This window comes from Spirosoma sp. 48-14 (assembly GCF_001898575.1).
GTDB lineage: Bacteria > Bacteroidota > Bacteroidia > Cytophagales > Spirosomataceae > Spirosoma.
Window position 1 is genome coordinate 333,778 of record NZ_MKUD01000086.1, and the last position, 15,955, is coordinate 349,732.

At 48.6% G+C, this 15,955-nt stretch carries 16 protein-coding genes; 10 read left to right on the forward strand and 6 right to left on the reverse strand.

From position 1 onward, the window contains the following. Window positions 1-81: 81 nt before the first annotated feature. The 5 genes from BGO59_RS35130 (at window position 82) to BGO59_RS35150 (ending at window position 4,937) form a co-directional block, all read left to right on the forward strand. A complete protein-coding gene (locus BGO59_RS35130) occupies window positions 82-381 on the forward strand; it encodes a DUF952 domain-containing protein (RefSeq protein ID WP_293692164.1) in 300 nt (99 codons plus the stop codon). Window positions 382-400: 19 nt separating this feature from the next. Beyond that, entirely contained in the window at window positions 401-1,501 is a 1,101-nt protein-coding gene (locus BGO59_RS35135) for an efflux RND transporter periplasmic adaptor subunit (protein WP_293692166.1), read from the forward strand. Continuing rightward, a complete protein-coding gene (locus BGO59_RS35140; protein ID WP_293692168.1) occupies window positions 1,502-2,998 on the forward strand; it encodes an efflux transporter outer membrane subunit in 1,497 nt (498 codons plus the stop codon). Between the two features lie 173 nt (window positions 2,999-3,171). Next, window positions 3,172-4,242: a mannose-1-phosphate guanylyltransferase gene (locus BGO59_RS35145; protein ID WP_293692169.1), complete on the forward strand. Its 1,071-nt coding sequence runs from the start codon at window positions 3,172-3,174 to the stop codon at window positions 4,240-4,242. A 122-nt stretch (window positions 4,243-4,364) separates the two neighbouring features. After that, window positions 4,365-4,937: a hypothetical protein gene (locus BGO59_RS35150; RefSeq protein WP_293692171.1), complete on the forward strand. Its 573-nt coding sequence runs from the start codon at window positions 4,365-4,367 to the stop codon at window positions 4,935-4,937. Window positions 4,938-4,945: 8 nt separating this feature from the next. Here the strand turns inward: BGO59_RS35150 and BGO59_RS35155 are convergent, their stop codons facing one another. The 4 genes from BGO59_RS35155 to BGO59_RS35170 all read right to left on the reverse strand — a co-directional run bounded on the left by BGO59_RS35155 (window position 4,946) and on the right by BGO59_RS35170 (window position 7,993). Further along, window positions 4,946-5,383, reverse strand: a complete 438-nt coding sequence (locus BGO59_RS35155) for a hypothetical protein (protein ID WP_293692173.1) — start codon at window positions 5,381-5,383, stop codon at window positions 4,946-4,948. A gap of 5 nt (window positions 5,384-5,388) precedes the next feature. Then, window positions 5,389-6,285: a cyclase family protein gene (locus BGO59_RS35160; RefSeq protein ID WP_293692175.1), complete on the reverse strand. Its 897-nt coding sequence runs from the start codon at window positions 6,283-6,285 to the stop codon at window positions 5,389-5,391. 91 nt (window positions 6,286-6,376) lie between these two features. Further along, window positions 6,377-7,399 carry a thiamine-phosphate kinase gene (thiL, locus tag BGO59_RS35165; RefSeq protein WP_293692177.1) on the reverse strand — a complete coding sequence of 341 codons (1,023 nt, stop codon included), beginning with the start codon at window positions 7,397-7,399 and terminating at the stop codon, window positions 6,377-6,379. Between the two features lie 141 nt (window positions 7,400-7,540). Beyond that, on the reverse strand, window positions 7,541-7,993 hold the full coding sequence (locus BGO59_RS35170) for a hypothetical protein (RefSeq protein WP_293692178.1): 453 nt from the start codon (window positions 7,991-7,993) through the stop codon (window positions 7,541-7,543). Window positions 7,994-8,096: 103 nt separating this feature from the next. Between BGO59_RS35170 and BGO59_RS35175 the strand changes: the two genes are divergently transcribed. The 3 genes from BGO59_RS35175 to BGO59_RS35185 all read left to right on the forward strand — a co-directional run bounded on the left by BGO59_RS35175 (window position 8,097) and on the right by BGO59_RS35185 (window position 10,342). Next, a complete protein-coding gene (locus BGO59_RS35175) occupies window positions 8,097-8,342 on the forward strand; it encodes a cytochrome b5 domain-containing protein (protein ID WP_293692180.1) in 246 nt (81 codons plus the stop codon). Window positions 8,343-8,351: 9 nt separating this feature from the next. Then, window positions 8,352-9,200 carry an N-acetylglucosamine kinase gene (locus BGO59_RS35180; RefSeq protein ID WP_293692182.1) on the forward strand — a complete coding sequence of 283 codons (849 nt, stop codon included), beginning with the start codon at window positions 8,352-8,354 and terminating at the stop codon, window positions 9,198-9,200. 71 nt (window positions 9,201-9,271) lie between these two features. Next, a complete protein-coding gene (locus BGO59_RS35185; RefSeq protein WP_293692184.1) occupies window positions 9,272-10,342 on the forward strand; it encodes a ferredoxin--NADP reductase in 1,071 nt (356 codons plus the stop codon). Window positions 10,343-10,427: 85 nt separating this feature from the next. Here BGO59_RS35185 and BGO59_RS35190 read toward each other — a convergent pair whose 3' ends face one another. After that, window positions 10,428-12,929 (reverse strand): M56 family metallopeptidase, encoded by a 2,502-nt coding sequence (locus BGO59_RS35190; protein ID WP_293692186.1) that lies wholly within the window; start codon window positions 12,927-12,929, stop codon window positions 10,428-10,430. Between the two features lie 72 nt (window positions 12,930-13,001). Then, the gene (locus tag BGO59_RS35195; protein ID WP_293692188.1) at window positions 13,002-13,376 is read right to left on the reverse strand and encodes a BlaI/MecI/CopY family transcriptional regulator; all 375 of its coding nucleotides are present in this window, start codon (window positions 13,374-13,376) and stop codon (window positions 13,002-13,004) included. 169 nt (window positions 13,377-13,545) lie between these two features. On the opposite strand from BGO59_RS35195, the gene BGO59_RS35200 reads away from it, so the two are divergent. Next, on the forward strand, window positions 13,546-15,276 hold the full coding sequence (locus tag BGO59_RS35200; RefSeq protein WP_293692190.1) for a M3 family oligoendopeptidase: 1,731 nt from the start codon (window positions 13,546-13,548) through the stop codon (window positions 15,274-15,276). Between the two features lie 124 nt (window positions 15,277-15,400). Further along, window positions 15,401-15,679, forward strand: a complete 279-nt coding sequence (locus BGO59_RS35205; protein ID WP_293692192.1) for a hypothetical protein — start codon at window positions 15,401-15,403, stop codon at window positions 15,677-15,679. Window positions 15,680-15,955: the final 276 nt, after the last annotated feature.

The window sequence follows — 15,955 nt, forward strand, 5'->3', positions numbered from 1 at the left end:
AATGTAAAATGACTGCTATGCGGCTCGTATTTCTGGTGATCATTGCTCATTATCCATTTTACATTGTTCATTCAGTATAAGATGAGTATCATTTATCACATTGTTCCAGCGGTTGATTGGGTTTGTTACGAAAATGAGCCAGTTTATGAAGCTGCCAGTTTGCAGACCGAAGGATTCATTCATCTGTCGACGAAAGAGCAGGTGGATAAAACGTTGAACCGCTATTATCAGAACGTGCCCGATTTGCTGTTGCTGCACGTTGATACCGATAAATTGACGCATGAACTTAAGTACGAGCCATCGACCAATGATGAATTGTTCCCGCATGTGTATGGCCCGCTTAACAAAGAGGCCATAGTAACTATACAGCGTTTGAATTGATTGACTTTTAGCGATTTATATGAAAGCGTTACGAATCATTATTCCACTCCTGGCCCTGATTGCCCTGTTTGTGTTTTTCGGGGTATTGCCGCGTATTCGCAACAGTCAGGAGTTAAAGGCAGAAGCCATAGCCGAAAAAAATCGGGAACCGATTGTGAATGCGGTGCCGCTGAAATACTCGTCGGATACAACCGGGCTGACATTACCCGGCCAGATACAACCCTATCGGCAAACCCCTTTGTATGCCCGTACACAGGGATTTTTGCGTCGGTGGTATGTGGATATTGGCGCACAGGTGAACCAAGGTCAGTTACTGGCTACCATTGATGCCCCTGAACTAGACCAGGACATTGCCCGTGCCAAAGCCGACCAGCAACTCGCTCAAACAAATCTGGATCGTTTGCAGAGTGTACAGTTGCCGGGGGCGGTAGCTAAGCAGGACGTCGATACCCGCCAGTCGGCGGTAACGGTGGCGCAGGCGAATGTACGTCGGCTGGAAGCGTTGAAGGATTTGCAGCAGATTCGGGCTCCATTCAGCGGGGTTATCACTAGTCGGACAGCCGAAAACGGCGTCCTTGTGTCGCCCGGTGCCGGGCAGCCGCTATTCACGATTTCCGAAATTGGCACCCTGCGGGTATTTGTCGATGTACCGCAAACCTATTTCCAGTACGTCAAAGTGGGCTTGCCAGCCACGGTAGTTATTCCTGAATTAAAAAATCAGAAATTTACGGGTAAGGTTGTTCGTACATCGGGCACGTTGCGCAATGAGTCGCGTACGTTGCTGGCCGAAGTGGTTATTCCAAATCCGAAAGGCAATCTGCCATCTGGTTTGTACAGCCAGGTTAAATTCGACATGATCAATGCCAATGCGCCCGTGCTGATTCCGGCCAATGCGCTGCAAATAACGCCACAAGGGCCTCAGGTAGTAGTAGTCGATGCCGATCAGCGAGTTCGGTTTGTGCCTATCACACTCGGCCGCGATTACGGAACAACCCTTGAGGCTTCCAGTGGATTGACCGGACGCGAATTCGTCGTTACCAATCCCAACGAACAGCTTCACGATGGACAGAAAGTAAGGCTTCGGAAGCCAATTGCCGAAAAAACAGTGGCACGTAACTAGATGAAGAAACATATTTTTAGCGTATGGTTTTTGGCTTGTAGTGGGTTAGCCTATGCGCAGACAACGCCCGTTAATCCGACTGGAGGGGCCGTCACGATTCAGCCAAACGCCAGCCCCACGACTGGGCAAGGTACCGTTCAACCCCAGAATCCAGGAAATACACCCGGTGGTACTCAGCTACCCGCTACCTCAGCGTCGTCAGTAGACAATGATCTGGCTCCGACCTTGACGGTTAGTGGTTTCAAGCGATTTAGTGATCCACTACTCGAATCGCTGATTCAGTTGGGCCTCGACAATAGCCCCAATCTTAAAGCCGCTTTGAGCCGTCTGGAAGAAGCCCGGATTCGGGTACGGGTAGCCCAATCGTTTCTGTCGCCATCCCTGCGGAGTTCGGCATTGATCACGACTCAAAGCCTGTCACAACACCGACCGCTGGCGCTGACAACGGCCGCTCCTGACGAATTGCCGCGTTTTCAACTGAACACGTTTCAGCTATTACCCATCGATGCCAGCTACGAACTGGATCTGTTCAAACGGATTCGGAGTACCATTGCTGTAACCGAATTACAGGCCCAGGCCAGTATCGCTGACTATCAGGCGTTCCGGCTATCGCTGGCAGCCGACATTGCGCGGACGTATCTGCTCATTCGGGGAAATGATGCTGAACAGGCCGTTTTTCGCCGGAACATCCAGTCGCGCGATACTACCCTTTCGATACTTCGCGAACGCTTCCGGGTAGGATTGATCAATCAGATTGATGTGCAGCGGGCCGAAACCGATTACGCTACGTTGCAGGTAACGCTCAAAGGGCTGGAGCGTGCCCGTGTTGAACTGGTGAATGGATTGGCGCAGCTTTGTGCCCAGGACCCAACTCAATTTTCGGTGCCTATAGGTACCTTGCCAACAACCGTTCCGGTTTATCCGTATGCCAGTGTCGCCCCCGAACAAGTACAACGTCGGCCCGATTTGATTCAGCTCAGTCGGCAAAATCAGGTGGCTACAGCGCAGGTTACGCTCCAGCAGAACAGCACGCTTCCCAGAGTGAATCTGGTTGGTTCGGGGGGCATACTTTCCGGACGGATTGGCCCCTGGTTTACACCAAGCAGCGCCACCTACATTGTGGGTGTCAATGCATCTGTCCCATTGTATGAAGGGCATCGGGCCAAGCAGAACATTGCGCTTTCGAAGCAGCAGGTACAAACGGCTCAGCAAACCTATCAACAGGCCGTACAACTCGCCCAGCGAGATGCCGAAACCGCCCTCGATAATCTGATCTTACTCCGTCAACAGATTGACTTACAAGGGCAGACACTAACCTTGGCCCGCCGGACCGAACAGTACAACCGTGAGCTTTATGTTCGGGGGTTGGCCACCTACCTGGAAGTATTGGATGCCCAGCGTACCATTCTTACAGCCGAGCAGCAACTGGCTCAACTGCGCAGCCAGGAGATGCAATATGCCGTGGCTCTGCTTCGTGCCGTTGGTGGCGATTATTGATTAGTTTGCTGATGGCTGTTTTTGGTTTCTATTTAGTTGCCGTCTGCTAAAAAAATAAATAAAACGAGCTCGCTGGACCGTAAGCGTTTCATTCCGTTTGGTTGGAAATCGTAACTTGGACTTCGAAAATCAGTTATATACTAGCAACTTTGCTATAACTTATCGAAGTATCAATGAATCATACGTATGTAGTTATTATGGCGGGAGGTGTCGGAACTCGATTCTGGCCGTTCAGCCGCACAAGCTATCCGAAACAATTTCACGACGTACTTGGCACTGGCCGAACTTTACTGCAACAAACCGCTGACCGTTTTGAGGGCATTTGTCCCCCTGAGCATATCTTCATCGTTACGAGCTGGCTTTATAAAGACCTCTGCCAAGAGCAACTACCGCAGTTGTCCGACGATCAGGTACTTTGTGAACCTATTGCGCGGAACACGGCTCCCTGTATCGCCTACGCGTGTTATAAAATCGCCCAGCATGATCCAGAAGCCAACATTATCGTAGCCCCTGCTGACCATATCATCCTGAAAGAAGAGGAGTTTCAGCGTACCATTAAAACGGCGCTCCAGGCTACGACAGGCCAGGATATTCTGGTGACACTAGGTATCCAGCCCAGCCGCCCTGATACGGGTTATGGATACATTCAGTACATCCCTGAATCGGGCGATGCGATTAAAAAAGTAAAGACATTTACCGAAAAACCGCATCTCGAACTGGCGCAGCAGTTTGTGGCGAGTGGTGAGTTTGTCTGGAACGCCGGCATTTTCGTCTGGAATGTACAGGCTATCATCAAGGCATTTGAACAATATCTGCCCGAAGTAGCTGAGATTTTTGCCGAAGGGGCTGATGCATATTATACAGAAGGCGAAAAAGCCTTTGTTGATAAAGCATACTCGCTCACCAAAAGTATTTCCATCGACAACGGCGTAATGGAAAAGGCTGGCAACGTACACGTGGTATTAAGCGACTTCGGCTGGTCGGATCTAGGTACGTGGAAATCGCTTTACGAAGTATCGGACAAAAACGAAGACTTCAATGTAATCGACGGCCATATTATGCTGTACGACACCAAAAACTGCATCATCAAAACGCCGAAAGATCGGCTAGTAGTGGTTAATGGTCTAGACGGTTATATCGTAGCCGAGTATGATAACGTCCTGATGATCTGTCGGAAAGAAGAAGAACAGAAAGTTAAAAACTTTGTGGCCGACGCGAAAGAACGAGGCACGGAGTTTGTGTAGCATCGATTACCTTCCCGAGAGTTTTCGCTCTCGGGAAGCCAAATCCGCCTGTTAAACGGCCAGCAGGGCAATGGCAGAAATGATCTGTTCGTTAGCTTTGCAAATGGTGCTATCGGTATCTTGTGAAAAAAATAATTTACCTAAGTTTTTCGCTGCTTCTGACGACTCTGTTGCTGGAGTGTAAAGAAACCAACACGGATTTCTCACCCGGAGCTGGCGATACCCGTATTACGGGTACCTGGCGGCTTGTTGAACGGCTCTTTCAGGTCAATGTCAATACAACTGCCTATGATTCGGTCTTCGTCAAAGGCTATTATAAAATTGATTCGACACTGGTAAACGGGAAATACATTAAAGATTCCGTTCTTGTGAAAGATCATTACGTGAGGGATACCATCCAAATTACGAAATCGGTTGATGTTATTAGTCGGTATCCTGGGAGCCGTCCCCAAACCATCACGTTCAACACAGACGGCAAGCTAACCGCCAATGGGGATTCGATGTCCTACTACTTTCCCATCAAGTATTACCGGGTCGATACGACGTACCCCGATAGTCTGGGCATCAATTTTTACATTTATACCAATCGGGCAAACGTCTATTTTCAGCAGGGATTGCGGTTTAAAGGCGATACGCTTATGTTCCTGCCGCGTTGTGAACGACCCTGCTATTCGAAGTTCGTTCGGGCGAACTAAATGCGTTTCTACTGTTTGGTTGCTGTAAGGGTTACCGATGTCGTGCTGAACGGGTAATTGGCGAGATTCAGCGTACCCAGTACCCAACTTCCTACTTTGGTGCTGCCATCATACAGGTCAATGGTGTTATCGGCTCGCTGTAGGGTGATGGTTTTACTTTCCGAAAAAGTTGAGCTACCCGACGAGCTGGCTGTAGTGTAAGAAAGTGTAAGGTCAACTTTATCCAGTGCTGTCCCATTTCGTACCATCGCTACATTGCCACTAGCCACGGTTGTCGGTTGGCTGCTACTGGCCAGACTGATGGTAGTAAATGTATACGTTCCTGCTACACTTTTGGCCATGTCGGGGTCGGGTACAGTTTCGGTTTTTTTACAGCCACTGACCAAAAGTAGACAGATACAAAAGGTAGATAACCAATAGGAAAAGGTATTGAATGATTTAAACATAGGTTTTAGAAACTATTAATCTTCGCCATTGCTCTGACCGGAAATGTACCAGCTCCTTTAAATTTGGGTGGCGCAGCCGTAAAGGTAAAGTCCTCGGTCGGAACAGATGATAAATTGCATAAGTGTTCCACAATCAGAATGTTTGCACTGAGTAAGGTTGTGTGTACCGGGCGGTTATTTCCGCGTGTATCGTCGATGTTATGAGAGTCGATACCAACCAGCTTAACCCCACAATCGCGCAGGTAATTAGCGGCATCGGCTGTCAGAAACGGGTGGTTCTCATAGTAGGTTTCGGTGTTCCAGAAGGTGTCCCAGCCAGTATGAATGAGCACAGCCCGATTTCGCAGTTCGTAATTTCGTAAATGAGCGTCGGTAATCGCCAGGGTATCGGTATGGGGAATACGAATCACGATGCCTTCCAGATCGGTGAATGCTTCCAGACCAACCTGCGACAAATCATCACCATTCTCAAAACGATGAAACGGACAATCCAGATAGGTGCCTGTGTTGGTAACCATTTCGATCTTGCCAATCTGGAACTCGGTACCTGGCGCATATAATTGCCGTGACCGTTCACGACTCAGGTAATCGCAGATGATCGGGGCGGGGAGACCTTTATACGTGACCAATCCATTCTCAATCGTATGACTCAGGTCGATCAGGTAACTTCCCGAATGGCTTTTGGGTAAAGGGTTTCGTTTATGCGGTTCGGTAATGATTTCTTTGTTGACTATCTGGGCTTTACCAACCATAAGCAATCGTAAATCCGCAACGATATAGTCGATCAACTCCTGATCTGAAATTGAGTCACCGTCAATATCCAATCGGAAATCCTCACCTTTCAGGCTGCCGCCATTGGTAAATTCGAATGCGAAGTCAAACTTTACCCGCTTTTGTGTCATTCTGTTAATAGAACGCAGATGCTTATGATTTTTATGATGTACGCAGATCTTAATAAATCATAATGATCCTAATAGTCCGCGTTCTATATAACTATAACTGTCCCCAGCCTTGTGCCCGAATGGGTGTTTGTTGTCCGGCTTTGGTTGCCAGAACAATCTGTGAAGGGTCGGCTGTCAGATACCCAATGGCCGTAATTCGGGAGTGGTTGGCTAATTTCTCGAATTCCTGTGGGCGAACCGTAAACAGTAATTCATAATCCTCACCGCCGTTCAGAGCAGCCGTTATCGGACTAATTTTGAATTCGTCGGCAGCCAGATGGGCCTGATCATCAATTGGGATATTTTCATCAAAAATAATGGCACCCGTACCTGATTGGTGGCAAAGATGAAGCAGTTCCGACGCAAGGCCGTCCGAAATATCGATCATAGCCGTAGGACGAATACCCAAATCCCGAAGCTCATGAACAATGTCGGTGCGGGCATCGGGACGGAGTTGACGCTGGAGCAGATACGATCGTTCTTCCGGCAGGCTGGGTTGCATATTGGGATCGGCCAGAAAAACCTGTTTTTCCCGCTCCAGCAATTGCAGACCCAGGTAAGCTGCCCCCAGATCGCCCGTTACACAGACCACATCGTTCGGTTGAGCTGTATTCCGATACGTAATTAATTCTTTAGAAACCTTACCCAACACAGATACGGAAATAACTAACCCCGACCGTGAGGCTGTGGTATCGCCCCCAACCAGATCAACATCATACGCTGTACAGGCTGCCCGAATCCCTTCATACAACTCATCAATGGCTTCGACGGGAAAGCGGCTGCTGAGGGCAACGCCAACGGTCACCTGAATGGGGAGGCCATTCATGGCGGCAATGTCTGATACGCCAAACGTGATGGCCTTATAGCCAAGATGCTTCAGCGGCACATACGACAGGTCGAAATGAATGCCTTCTACAAGCATATCTGTAACCAACAGCCCGTACTGGTCACCCCAGTCGAATACAGCCGCATCGTCGCCAATGCCCCGTATCGTTTCGGGATGTGATGGAGCCGAAGTGGCTTGACGGATGCGTTCGATCAGGCCAACTTCGCCAATTTTATTTAGATCAGTCATGGGAATGAATAATGTAGAATAGCCAATGAATAATGGGAGGTATAAACCATGCAATGCGTGATTCATTACCTGTTATTCATTGAAAAAGCCGTTCCGATTGATTTACGGAACGGCTTTTTTTGCGAATTGGTTTATAACTCCTTACGGATTTGTCAGCGTATATACGTTTGTAGTACCACCTGTTTTCTGGCTAACGTCGGTCCGGGTCAATTTCAAATTACTATCATCAATGGAGTTGATCGTAAATGTAATTGTTCCATTCGTGCCCGTCGGAACAGGATTTAAGTTCGTCAGTTTTAGTGTATTGTCGTCCGGAAGCGAATATTGTCCTGTAAACGAAACTGTAGCCCCGTCATAGTCTTTATAAACGACCGTAGGTGCCTTGCTTAGATCAAGGCTGAATTTACTGTAATCGCGAATGTTACTGGTTGCTCCTTTCGTGTAAACAGTGGTGCTGTTTTCGTCCACTTTACTGGCGGTCCATACTTTGGCAATACGTTCCGAAACAGGAGCCACTTTATTACCATTGCAGCCCATCAGTAGACTGAACATGCTTAGTACCGAAAAGAAACCAATAAAATAAGTCTTTCTCATGGTGAATTGAATGCGGAGAATCAGAAGTGGCTAAAGTTACGCTAATTTTGATGTGACTCACAAAATTGATGCCTAATTATTCATTCAACTGATTAAGCGGACGATGTCGACAGAAACTCCATTACCCGCTTATACGCGTTCTCAACTCGCTTTACGCAATGGTCAGGACCGTGACGAAATCTGGTGTGCCTACAATGGCCTTATTTATGATCTGTCAACGTCGAGACTGTGGCGTAATGGGCACCATTATGAACACTGGGCTGGTCAGGACCTGACCGACGAACTGGCCGATGCCCCGCATACCAATGGCGTTTTTACCCGGTTTCCGGTAGTTGGGAAATTATGTTAAACTCAAACTATGGCACTATTAATTGCCGATAGCGGCTCTACAAAGACCGATTGGCGGCTTGTCGATACCGATGGGCAAACTCATGCTATTCAAACGGACGGATTGAATCCATATTATCAGTCAACCGCCCAAATGACAGAAACTTTACGCGAACAACTAGTACCGCAAGTGGCTGATGCGACCGTTCGTAAGGTTTTCTTCTATGGAACAGGCTGTACAGGGCCAGCCGTTAACCACATTGTGGCCGATTCTGTACAGGCTATATTGCCTGGCTTACAGGTTGTTGAGGTAAATAGCGATATGCTGGGTGCCGCCCGGGGCGCTACAGGGCATGAACCCGGTATAGTCTGTATTCTGGGAACGGGTTCCAACGCCTGCTGTTATGATGGAGAGAAAATCAGTCGGAGTATTCAGTCGCTTGGTTTCTGGCTGGGTGATGAGGGGAGTGGTGGGTACTTAGGTAAAACGCTGGTTCGGGATTTTTTTCAGGAGCGCTTGCCCGCCGATCTTCGTGAACAATTTCAGGAACGTTATGGGCTTGATCGGCCAACGCTACTCGAAAACGCTTATCAGAAACCCTATCCTAACCGCTATTTTGCTGCGTTCACGCCCTTTTTATCAGAGCGTCTGACACACCCATACATTAAGGGCCTGGTAACCGATGCGTTTACGCTGTTTCTGACAACATACGTGAAACGCTTTCCCGAATCCGGCCAATGGCCCGTTCATTTCGTAGGATCTATCGCTCATTATTTTGCCCAGCCTTTACAGATCGCCATTCAACAAACAGGGCTGATCATGGGTACTATTCTGAAAGCACCCGTCGAACGTTTAGTTGAATTTCATAAAAATAGCTGAGTATCGGGTGTTCACTGTATTTTTGTAGGACGGTTTTCGGTTTATGCCGAATCTGACAACTACCTGAAAGAATGGCAAATCGGTATTTTTTGAAAGTAAAAGACGTCGTTCGCGAAACGCCCGACGCCGTGACAATAAGTTTCTGGCACCCCATCAACGAAGAAGTTCGCTATCAGCCTGGTCAATTTCTGACGTTTCTACTCAACATTAACGGAGAAAAAATACGTCGGTCCTACTCGATGTCGTCGTCTCCTCATATGGACGTATCGCTATCGGTATCGGTCAAGCGTGTACCCGGCGGCACTGCTTCCAACTACCTCTGCGATCGGACCAAACCCGGCGATATTCTGGAAACACTGGAGCCCATGGGCACCTTTGTGCCGAAGCTAGATCCACAAAACCGGCGGACAATCGTACTGATTGGTGCCGGTAGCGGTATTACGCCTTTGTTTTCAATGGCTAAGTCGGCGCTGCATGTGGAGCCTAATAGTCGTGTATGGTTGATTTATGGCAACCGGAACCAGTCGTCGATTATTTATAAATCGCATCTGGATGCAATGGAGCAAGCCTACGGCCGTTCGCGTTTTCAAGTGACCCATGTACTTAGCCAGCCAACCTTTGGCTGGACAGGGGCAGAAGGCCGATTGAATCAGCACTCAATCAGTAAATTGCTAGAACAGCTACCAACCACCGAGCGTCAGAATGCCAGTTACTATTTATGTGGTCCCGATGGCATGATGGCCGAAGCTCGCTCAGCGCTCGCGCTTCTCGGTGTGTCAACCGAACATGTCCACAAAGAAAGTTTTGCTCACGCGCCCGTTACAGCTGGCGATGTAGTGGAAGAACCCATGACAGCTGCTGATTCAGGAACGCCCGAAGTAACGGTGTTATACGAAGGCAGCGAATATAAATTTACGGTAGCTCCGCATCAGACCATTCTCGAAGCGGCTCTGGATCTGGATATCGATTTACCGTACTCCTGTCAGGCAGGAATGTGTACTGCCTGTATGGGGCGATGTACGTCGGGCAAGGTAAAGCTGGATGAAGAAGATGGATTGTCTGAGTCAGAGTTGAAAGCGGGGTATATACTTACCTGCGTAGCTCACCCCGTCAGCCCGAATGTGGTGATCGAAATCGAGTAATTGATTATCTGAAACTATAAAAAGCCGTACACTGTGGTTTGTAATACCTTCAGTGTACGGCTTTTTATAGTTGAATTAATCCTACTCAGTTATTGACACTGACGACGGATGTGGTTGCTTTGCCAGTTGCTGATTGAACCGTTGTAGTAGCGAATGGGAGAGCGTCAGCACGCGCAACTGATGTCATGTTGGATGTAAGTGAAGCTGCTTTTGCCATTGGAGACTTACCGGGTTTGGCAACCAGGCCTCTTACAGACATAGCATGTTCGTTATTAAGTGTGGGTGTTATACTGGACTGATCTTCGGGCTTTGGAGCCGTTGGTGGTTTGGGTGTTGAGCGGGGCGTTGCTGGCAGCACAGGGGCGGCTGGCGCTACAACATCAGGAACTACATGTACATCGGGTACAACGGCAGGAGCTGTGGCTGCTTTCACCCGAACTGATGGACGAGTAGGAGCTAGTGGTGCTGCCGGAGCCGCTGGGGCAGGTATATACCGCCAGCGTGTTTTCATGGGGCGATCTGCACGGGGAGCATAGCGAATTTTTGGCCGAGCGCTTCGGAGATCATAGTCAATTTCTTCCTTGAATTCATCTGAAAAATTGAAGTTTCCATCAACTTTTACATCCATATCTATATTCGATAGATGCTCGCCATATTTACCCATTTCTTCTGATAAGCGTTCTAGCCGCTCGTTTAATTGCTGACTTTCACGCTCTAATTTTTGCAGGGGTTTTCGGGCTTCCTGCATTTTAGACTGAGCCGCTTCGAGTTGCTGATTGATTTCTTCGATATGCTCTTCCTGCTTTTTAATTTCAGGCTCCAGGGCCGCTACCTGCTTCTCGACATCGTCCAGTGTTGCCTTCTGCTTTCCATCCTGATACATTACCTGGCGTTGTTTTTCGATCAGGGCCATGCGTTGCTGCATCAGCTTCTGTTTACGCCACTCCAGCATTTGTTGGTTACGTTCAGATTCCTCAACGGGGAACTGCATTTTTTCCATCTGAAGCTGTAACGTCTGAATGTGCTGCGTCTGTTGTTGCATAAGCTGTCCGAGGCTATCCATTTTCCGTTGCTGCAAAGCCCGGAGCCGATTAAGTGAATCGTTAGGGACAAACCCAGATAGGGAGGCCAACGCGTCATAAATAATTCCGTTTCCATGAATATCCGCCAAGACTTCGCCCGGCTCATTGAGTGGATCTGGCAAATTATTGGCTGCGCCCACCGAGATAGTCGATAGGTCGATATGCGATAATCCTTCGCCCAGAGAGGCCATGCCACTCTCGAAAGCATGGTTTTTTTCAATGATCGTCAGGAGTATATCGCGGTCCGGTTGCGGAACGTTATCGAGCGATAACTGACCGGTCATTACGCCATCGAGCTGATGCTGTAACCGCATAACCCGCTCGCCCGATAGCCGTCGTCCTTTCCAGACTACGTAGCTAATATGGCTATCGTCGGCCATGCCGTATTCTGAACGGCTATCTACTTTATGCTTGCGGGTTGTCTTTAAAGGGTGAGGTTGGGTAGCTTGGTGTTTGGGTTTATCCTGCTTCTGAACAGCATAGACCGATACACTCATCAACAAAATCGTTATGAATGTCAGGCCAGCCAGGCTACTGTTCGATATGAAAGGCTTAGTTGGTACGCCCAACACCCGGCGAACCCGATGCAGTAAATGCTGACGTTTTGAAGCAAACGCCATCGCTAGTGAAGGGGCCTGTATCTGCTGCGTTAGCCGTAGCTCTTCGATACGGGCAAGGGCCTGGGCCAGTATTCGTCCATCGCCACCGCAAACCTGAACCGCCAAATCATCGCAGCAATGTTCGCGCTCTTCCCGAACGCGTGCCGAAAGCCACCACAACGCCGGGTGGAAGAAATACAGCACCTCAACGACGGACTGCAACAGATTTACTGCATAATCGTATCGTTTGACATGGGCTAATTCATGAGCTAAAACGGCTTCAATTTCCCGGATCGATAGGTTCGCTGCCAGACCAATAGGAAGTAATAGAACGGGTTTAATCACGCCAACCACCATCGGAACAGCAATGCGAGCTGATTCTCGTACCTGGATCAGCCCCCGGATACCCAGCGCCGAACGAAGCCGATCGGTCATTTGCGCCCAGCCTTTCGTAGCCGGTTGTAGTGCTGTTTGGCTCAGCCGTTGTAAGTAAAGCCAGCCACCTGCCAGCCGTAAGCCGAATAAGCCTACTCCGATCAGATAAATCAGCACAAACTGGCTCAGATGAATTTCCAGAAACTGCTGCAATTGCTGCTGCCAAGAGACCGTTTGTGCTACCGTTTGCCAGCGTACCGGATACAGAATGGCTTTGTGCCCATAGGAAGGTAAGGCCGGAATAACTACGGCAGGTTGATAGCACCAGAAAAAGGTACTAATCGATGCCAGCACCTGCAAAGACAAGGTGGCTACACCTACCTGATAGCGTAAGGCACTGGACCGTTTGCGCAGCAAATGCAGCACGATAGCCATGGGCAGTACCAATGCGAAACCCTGCCAGATGGCATGAATCAGTGTCCAGCCCAGCGCATCGACTACCGGATTCGATAAGAAATGGAAAGCGTTCATGAGTATAGGAATTCTTTGTTTGCGGAAAATCAATTTATCACATCCTCAATCGACAAAATCTGTTTAATCAGCTCAATCCAATAAATCCCGGTTCAGATTGTTCAGCAGGGTTTTGATTTCGTCCAGTTCCTCACGGGAGGCTTTGTGCTGGCCCAGTACCTGCATGACCAGTTTTGAAGCCGAACCTCGAAAGGCGGTCTCTACAAAACGGTCGACCAGATTACGTTGCGTGTCTTCTTCGGTGACAACGGCCGTATAGGTATGCGAGCGTCCGTCTTCTTCACGCGAGAGCAGACCTTTCTCGTACATTATTTGCATCAACTTAAGGGCCGTTGTGTACCCAATGTCACGATTCTGGCTTAAGTTATCATGTACCTGTCGAACAGTGCTGGGACCATTGGCCCAAAGCACGTGCAGGATTTCAAGTTCGGCATCGGTTGGCTTCATAAATGACCTACGAAAGATTTCGTAGCAATGATATACGAAGTTTTTCGTAGATGCAAATTTGTGAACAAAAAAGTTTTAGAATCACTTAATTGTAGGGTGGCTTACCAGCCGCTATATTGCCATTTGTAGACCTATTTACGAGCTAAAGGCTTTTCCAGCCGAGTTACTGATGACTGCCAACGAAACCCTGACCATTCCAGCCCGACCCGCTCGCCCATTTATCGGCGAAGCCCTAACATTGACAAGCTGGGACGATGTAAAACCTCTGTATGACAACCTGATGGAGCGGCCCATCCAGAACGCTGATGAGCTGCGGCAATGGCTGATCGACCGAAGCGAGCTGGAATCGTATCTGTCGGAAGATTTTGCCTGGCGATACATCCGCATGACCTGCGATACGGCTAATGAAGAACTGGTCAACAACCTGAACTTTTTCATTGCCGAGATTCAGCCACCGATGACCGCTGTAGGCAACGAGCTTGATTTGAAAGCAATAAATAGCCCTTACCTGAGTCAGTTGACCGACGAAGGCTACGAGGTGATGGTGCGGGGAATGAAAAAAGCCATCGAAATTTTCCGGGAAGAAAATATTCCGATTCAAACTGAGCTTCAGACCGAAGAACGGAAATACGGCGCTATTGTTGGGGCCATGACCGTTACCATCGACGGACAGGAAGTCACCTTGCCCAAAGCTGGCGATCTGTTACAATCCACCGACCGGACGGTGCGGGAAGATGCCTGGCGGAAAATCTGGGAGCGCCGTTACCAGGATCACGAAGCACTCGATCAACTCTTCGATCGCTTACGGACATTGCGGCATCAGGTGGCGGTGAATGCAGGCTTTGCCAACTTTCGCGATTATGCATTTGCTGCACTGGGCCGGTTCGATTATACGCCACAGGATTGCGTTAATTTCCATGAATCGGTAGCCGAAGCCGTTGTGCCCTTGCTTAATGAACTGGCAAAGGAACGTAAACAGAAGCTTGGCGTTGACCCACTCCGCCCCTGGGATGCGAAAGTCGATGTGGAAGGCCGTGCTCCGCTAAAACCGTTTGCCAATGGTGATGAGCTACTCGAAAAAGCCATTGCCTGTTTCGATCGTCTGGATAAGGAATTAGGTGATGACCTGCGTATTATGCGGGCGATGGGCCATCTGGATCTGGAATCGCGGAAAGGAAAAGCGCCGGGTGGTTACAACTACCCACTCGAAGAAATTGGCGTACCTTTTATATTCATGAACGCCACCTCCAGCCTGCGCGATCTGGTAACAATGGTACATGAAGGTGGCCACGCCGTCCACTCCTTCCTGACTCGCGACCTGCCATTGAAAGCCTTCCGAAATCCGCCGATGGAAGTAGCCGAACTGGCGTCGATGAGCATGGAATTACTATCGATGGACCATTGGGACGTATTTTTTGATAATCCGGAGGAGCTTCGGCGGGCTAAGCTTCAGCATCTTGAGTCAATTATCGAGACACTGCCCTGGGTAGCCACCATCGATAAATTCCAGCACTGGGTGTATGAACATCCAACGCATACCGATGCCGACCGTCGGGAGAACTGGCTTCGCATTTATGAGCAGTTTGCCGATTCAATAACCAATTGGGATGGCTTTGCCTATTATAAGGAATACATATGGCAGCGGCAGCTTCATTTATACGAAGTACCGTTCTATTACATTGAATATGGTATTGCGCAGTTAGGGGCCATTGGCGTTTGGCGGAATTACCGTCGCGATCCAAAACTAGGGTTGGACGGGTATAAACAGGCCCTGAGCTTGGGATATAAGCGACCCATTCGGGAAATTTACGAAGCTGCCCATGTACCATTCGATTTTTCTCAGGCTCACATCCAGGAGTTGATGAATTTTGTGTGGGAAGAGATTAAAAAGCTAAGTTGACAGCCATCTGTAGTTAGTCAGTAGGAAGGGGCGTTGTCCATTTGTGAAAAAACTAACGACAGATGGTTATTGACAAACGACTCTTTTTCCTATTTTTGCCGAATCAATTCGTAATCAAGTAGCTATGAAACGCGTACTCAATATAGGTTTGTTAGGTGTGTTGGTGTTGTCGCTGGCCTCGTGCGATTATCAGAAATATAACTCCGTACGCCAAACCGACTATCGTGCTGGTGATGTTAGCTCAACCTACCGGGCAGGCGATCCAGAGGTATATGGCCTTGGGAAAGATTCGCCGGCCGTTCAGACCCGATACAAATATGCTCCGAATGCTGCATTGGATGCTAAAGCAGACGAGATTCGGAAAAAATTGTATGGTCCTAACAATATAACTCAAGGTTTATAGGAACTGTTGAATAAACATAGAAAAGCGATGAATTGGTCAATCACTAGCCGGTTCATCGCTTTTTTTGTTCATAGTGACGGGCTTCTATACCTTACGCGTTTTATTCAACGGCCGTACCAAACGCACAGTAAGTGTAAATTTTTGTGTTACTTTGTTGAGTCAAACAACTTGAGAAAAAAGAATTATTTGGTGAGATAAGCCGCTCTACGCATAAATAGCCTTATGAAAATTGCACTCGTTACAGGTTCGGCAGGGTTGATCGGTAGTGAAGCCGTT

Coding starts and splice junctions, on each gene's coding strand:
- BGO59_RS35145 (WP_293692169.1), top strand. CDS start 3,172: ATGAATCATACGTATGTAGTTATTATGGCGGGAGGTGTCGGAACTCGA.
- BGO59_RS35185 (WP_293692184.1), top strand. CDS start 9,272: ATGGCAAATCGGTATTTTTTGAAAGTAAAAGACGTCGTTCGCGAAACG.
- BGO59_RS35205 (WP_293692192.1), top strand. CDS start 15,401: ATGAAACGCGTACTCAATATAGGTTTGTTAGGTGTGTTGGTGTTGTCG.
- BGO59_RS35195 (WP_293692188.1), bottom strand. CDS start 13,376: ATGAAGCCAACCGATGCCGAACTTGAAATCCTGCACGTGCTTTGGGCC.
- BGO59_RS35130 (WP_293692164.1), top strand. CDS start 82: ATGAGTATCATTTATCACATTGTTCCAGCGGTTGATTGGGTTTGTTAC.
- BGO59_RS35190 (WP_293692186.1), bottom strand. CDS start 12,929: ATGAACGCTTTCCATTTCTTATCGAATCCGGTAGTCGATGCGCTGGGC.
- BGO59_RS35170 (WP_293692178.1), bottom strand. CDS start 7,993: ATGAGAAAGACTTATTTTATTGGTTTCTTTTCGGTACTAAGCATGTTC.
- BGO59_RS35175 (WP_293692180.1), top strand. CDS start 8,097: ATGTCGACAGAAACTCCATTACCCGCTTATACGCGTTCTCAACTCGCT.
- BGO59_RS35135 (WP_293692166.1), top strand. CDS start 401: ATGAAAGCGTTACGAATCATTATTCCACTCCTGGCCCTGATTGCCCTG.
- BGO59_RS35180 (WP_293692182.1), top strand. CDS start 8,352: ATGGCACTATTAATTGCCGATAGCGGCTCTACAAAGACCGATTGGCGG.
- BGO59_RS35140 (WP_293692168.1), top strand. CDS start 1,502: ATGAAGAAACATATTTTTAGCGTATGGTTTTTGGCTTGTAGTGGGTTA.
- BGO59_RS35155 (WP_293692173.1), bottom strand. CDS start 5,383: ATGTTTAAATCATTCAATACCTTTTCCTATTGGTTATCTACCTTTTGT.
- BGO59_RS35160 (WP_293692175.1), bottom strand. CDS start 6,285: ATGACACAAAAGCGGGTAAAGTTTGACTTCGCATTCGAATTTACCAAT.
- BGO59_RS35200 (WP_293692190.1), top strand. CDS start 13,546: ATGACTGCCAACGAAACCCTGACCATTCCAGCCCGACCCGCTCGCCCA.
- thiL (WP_293692177.1), bottom strand. CDS start 7,399: ATGACTGATCTAAATAAAATTGGCGAAGTTGGCCTGATCGAACGCATC.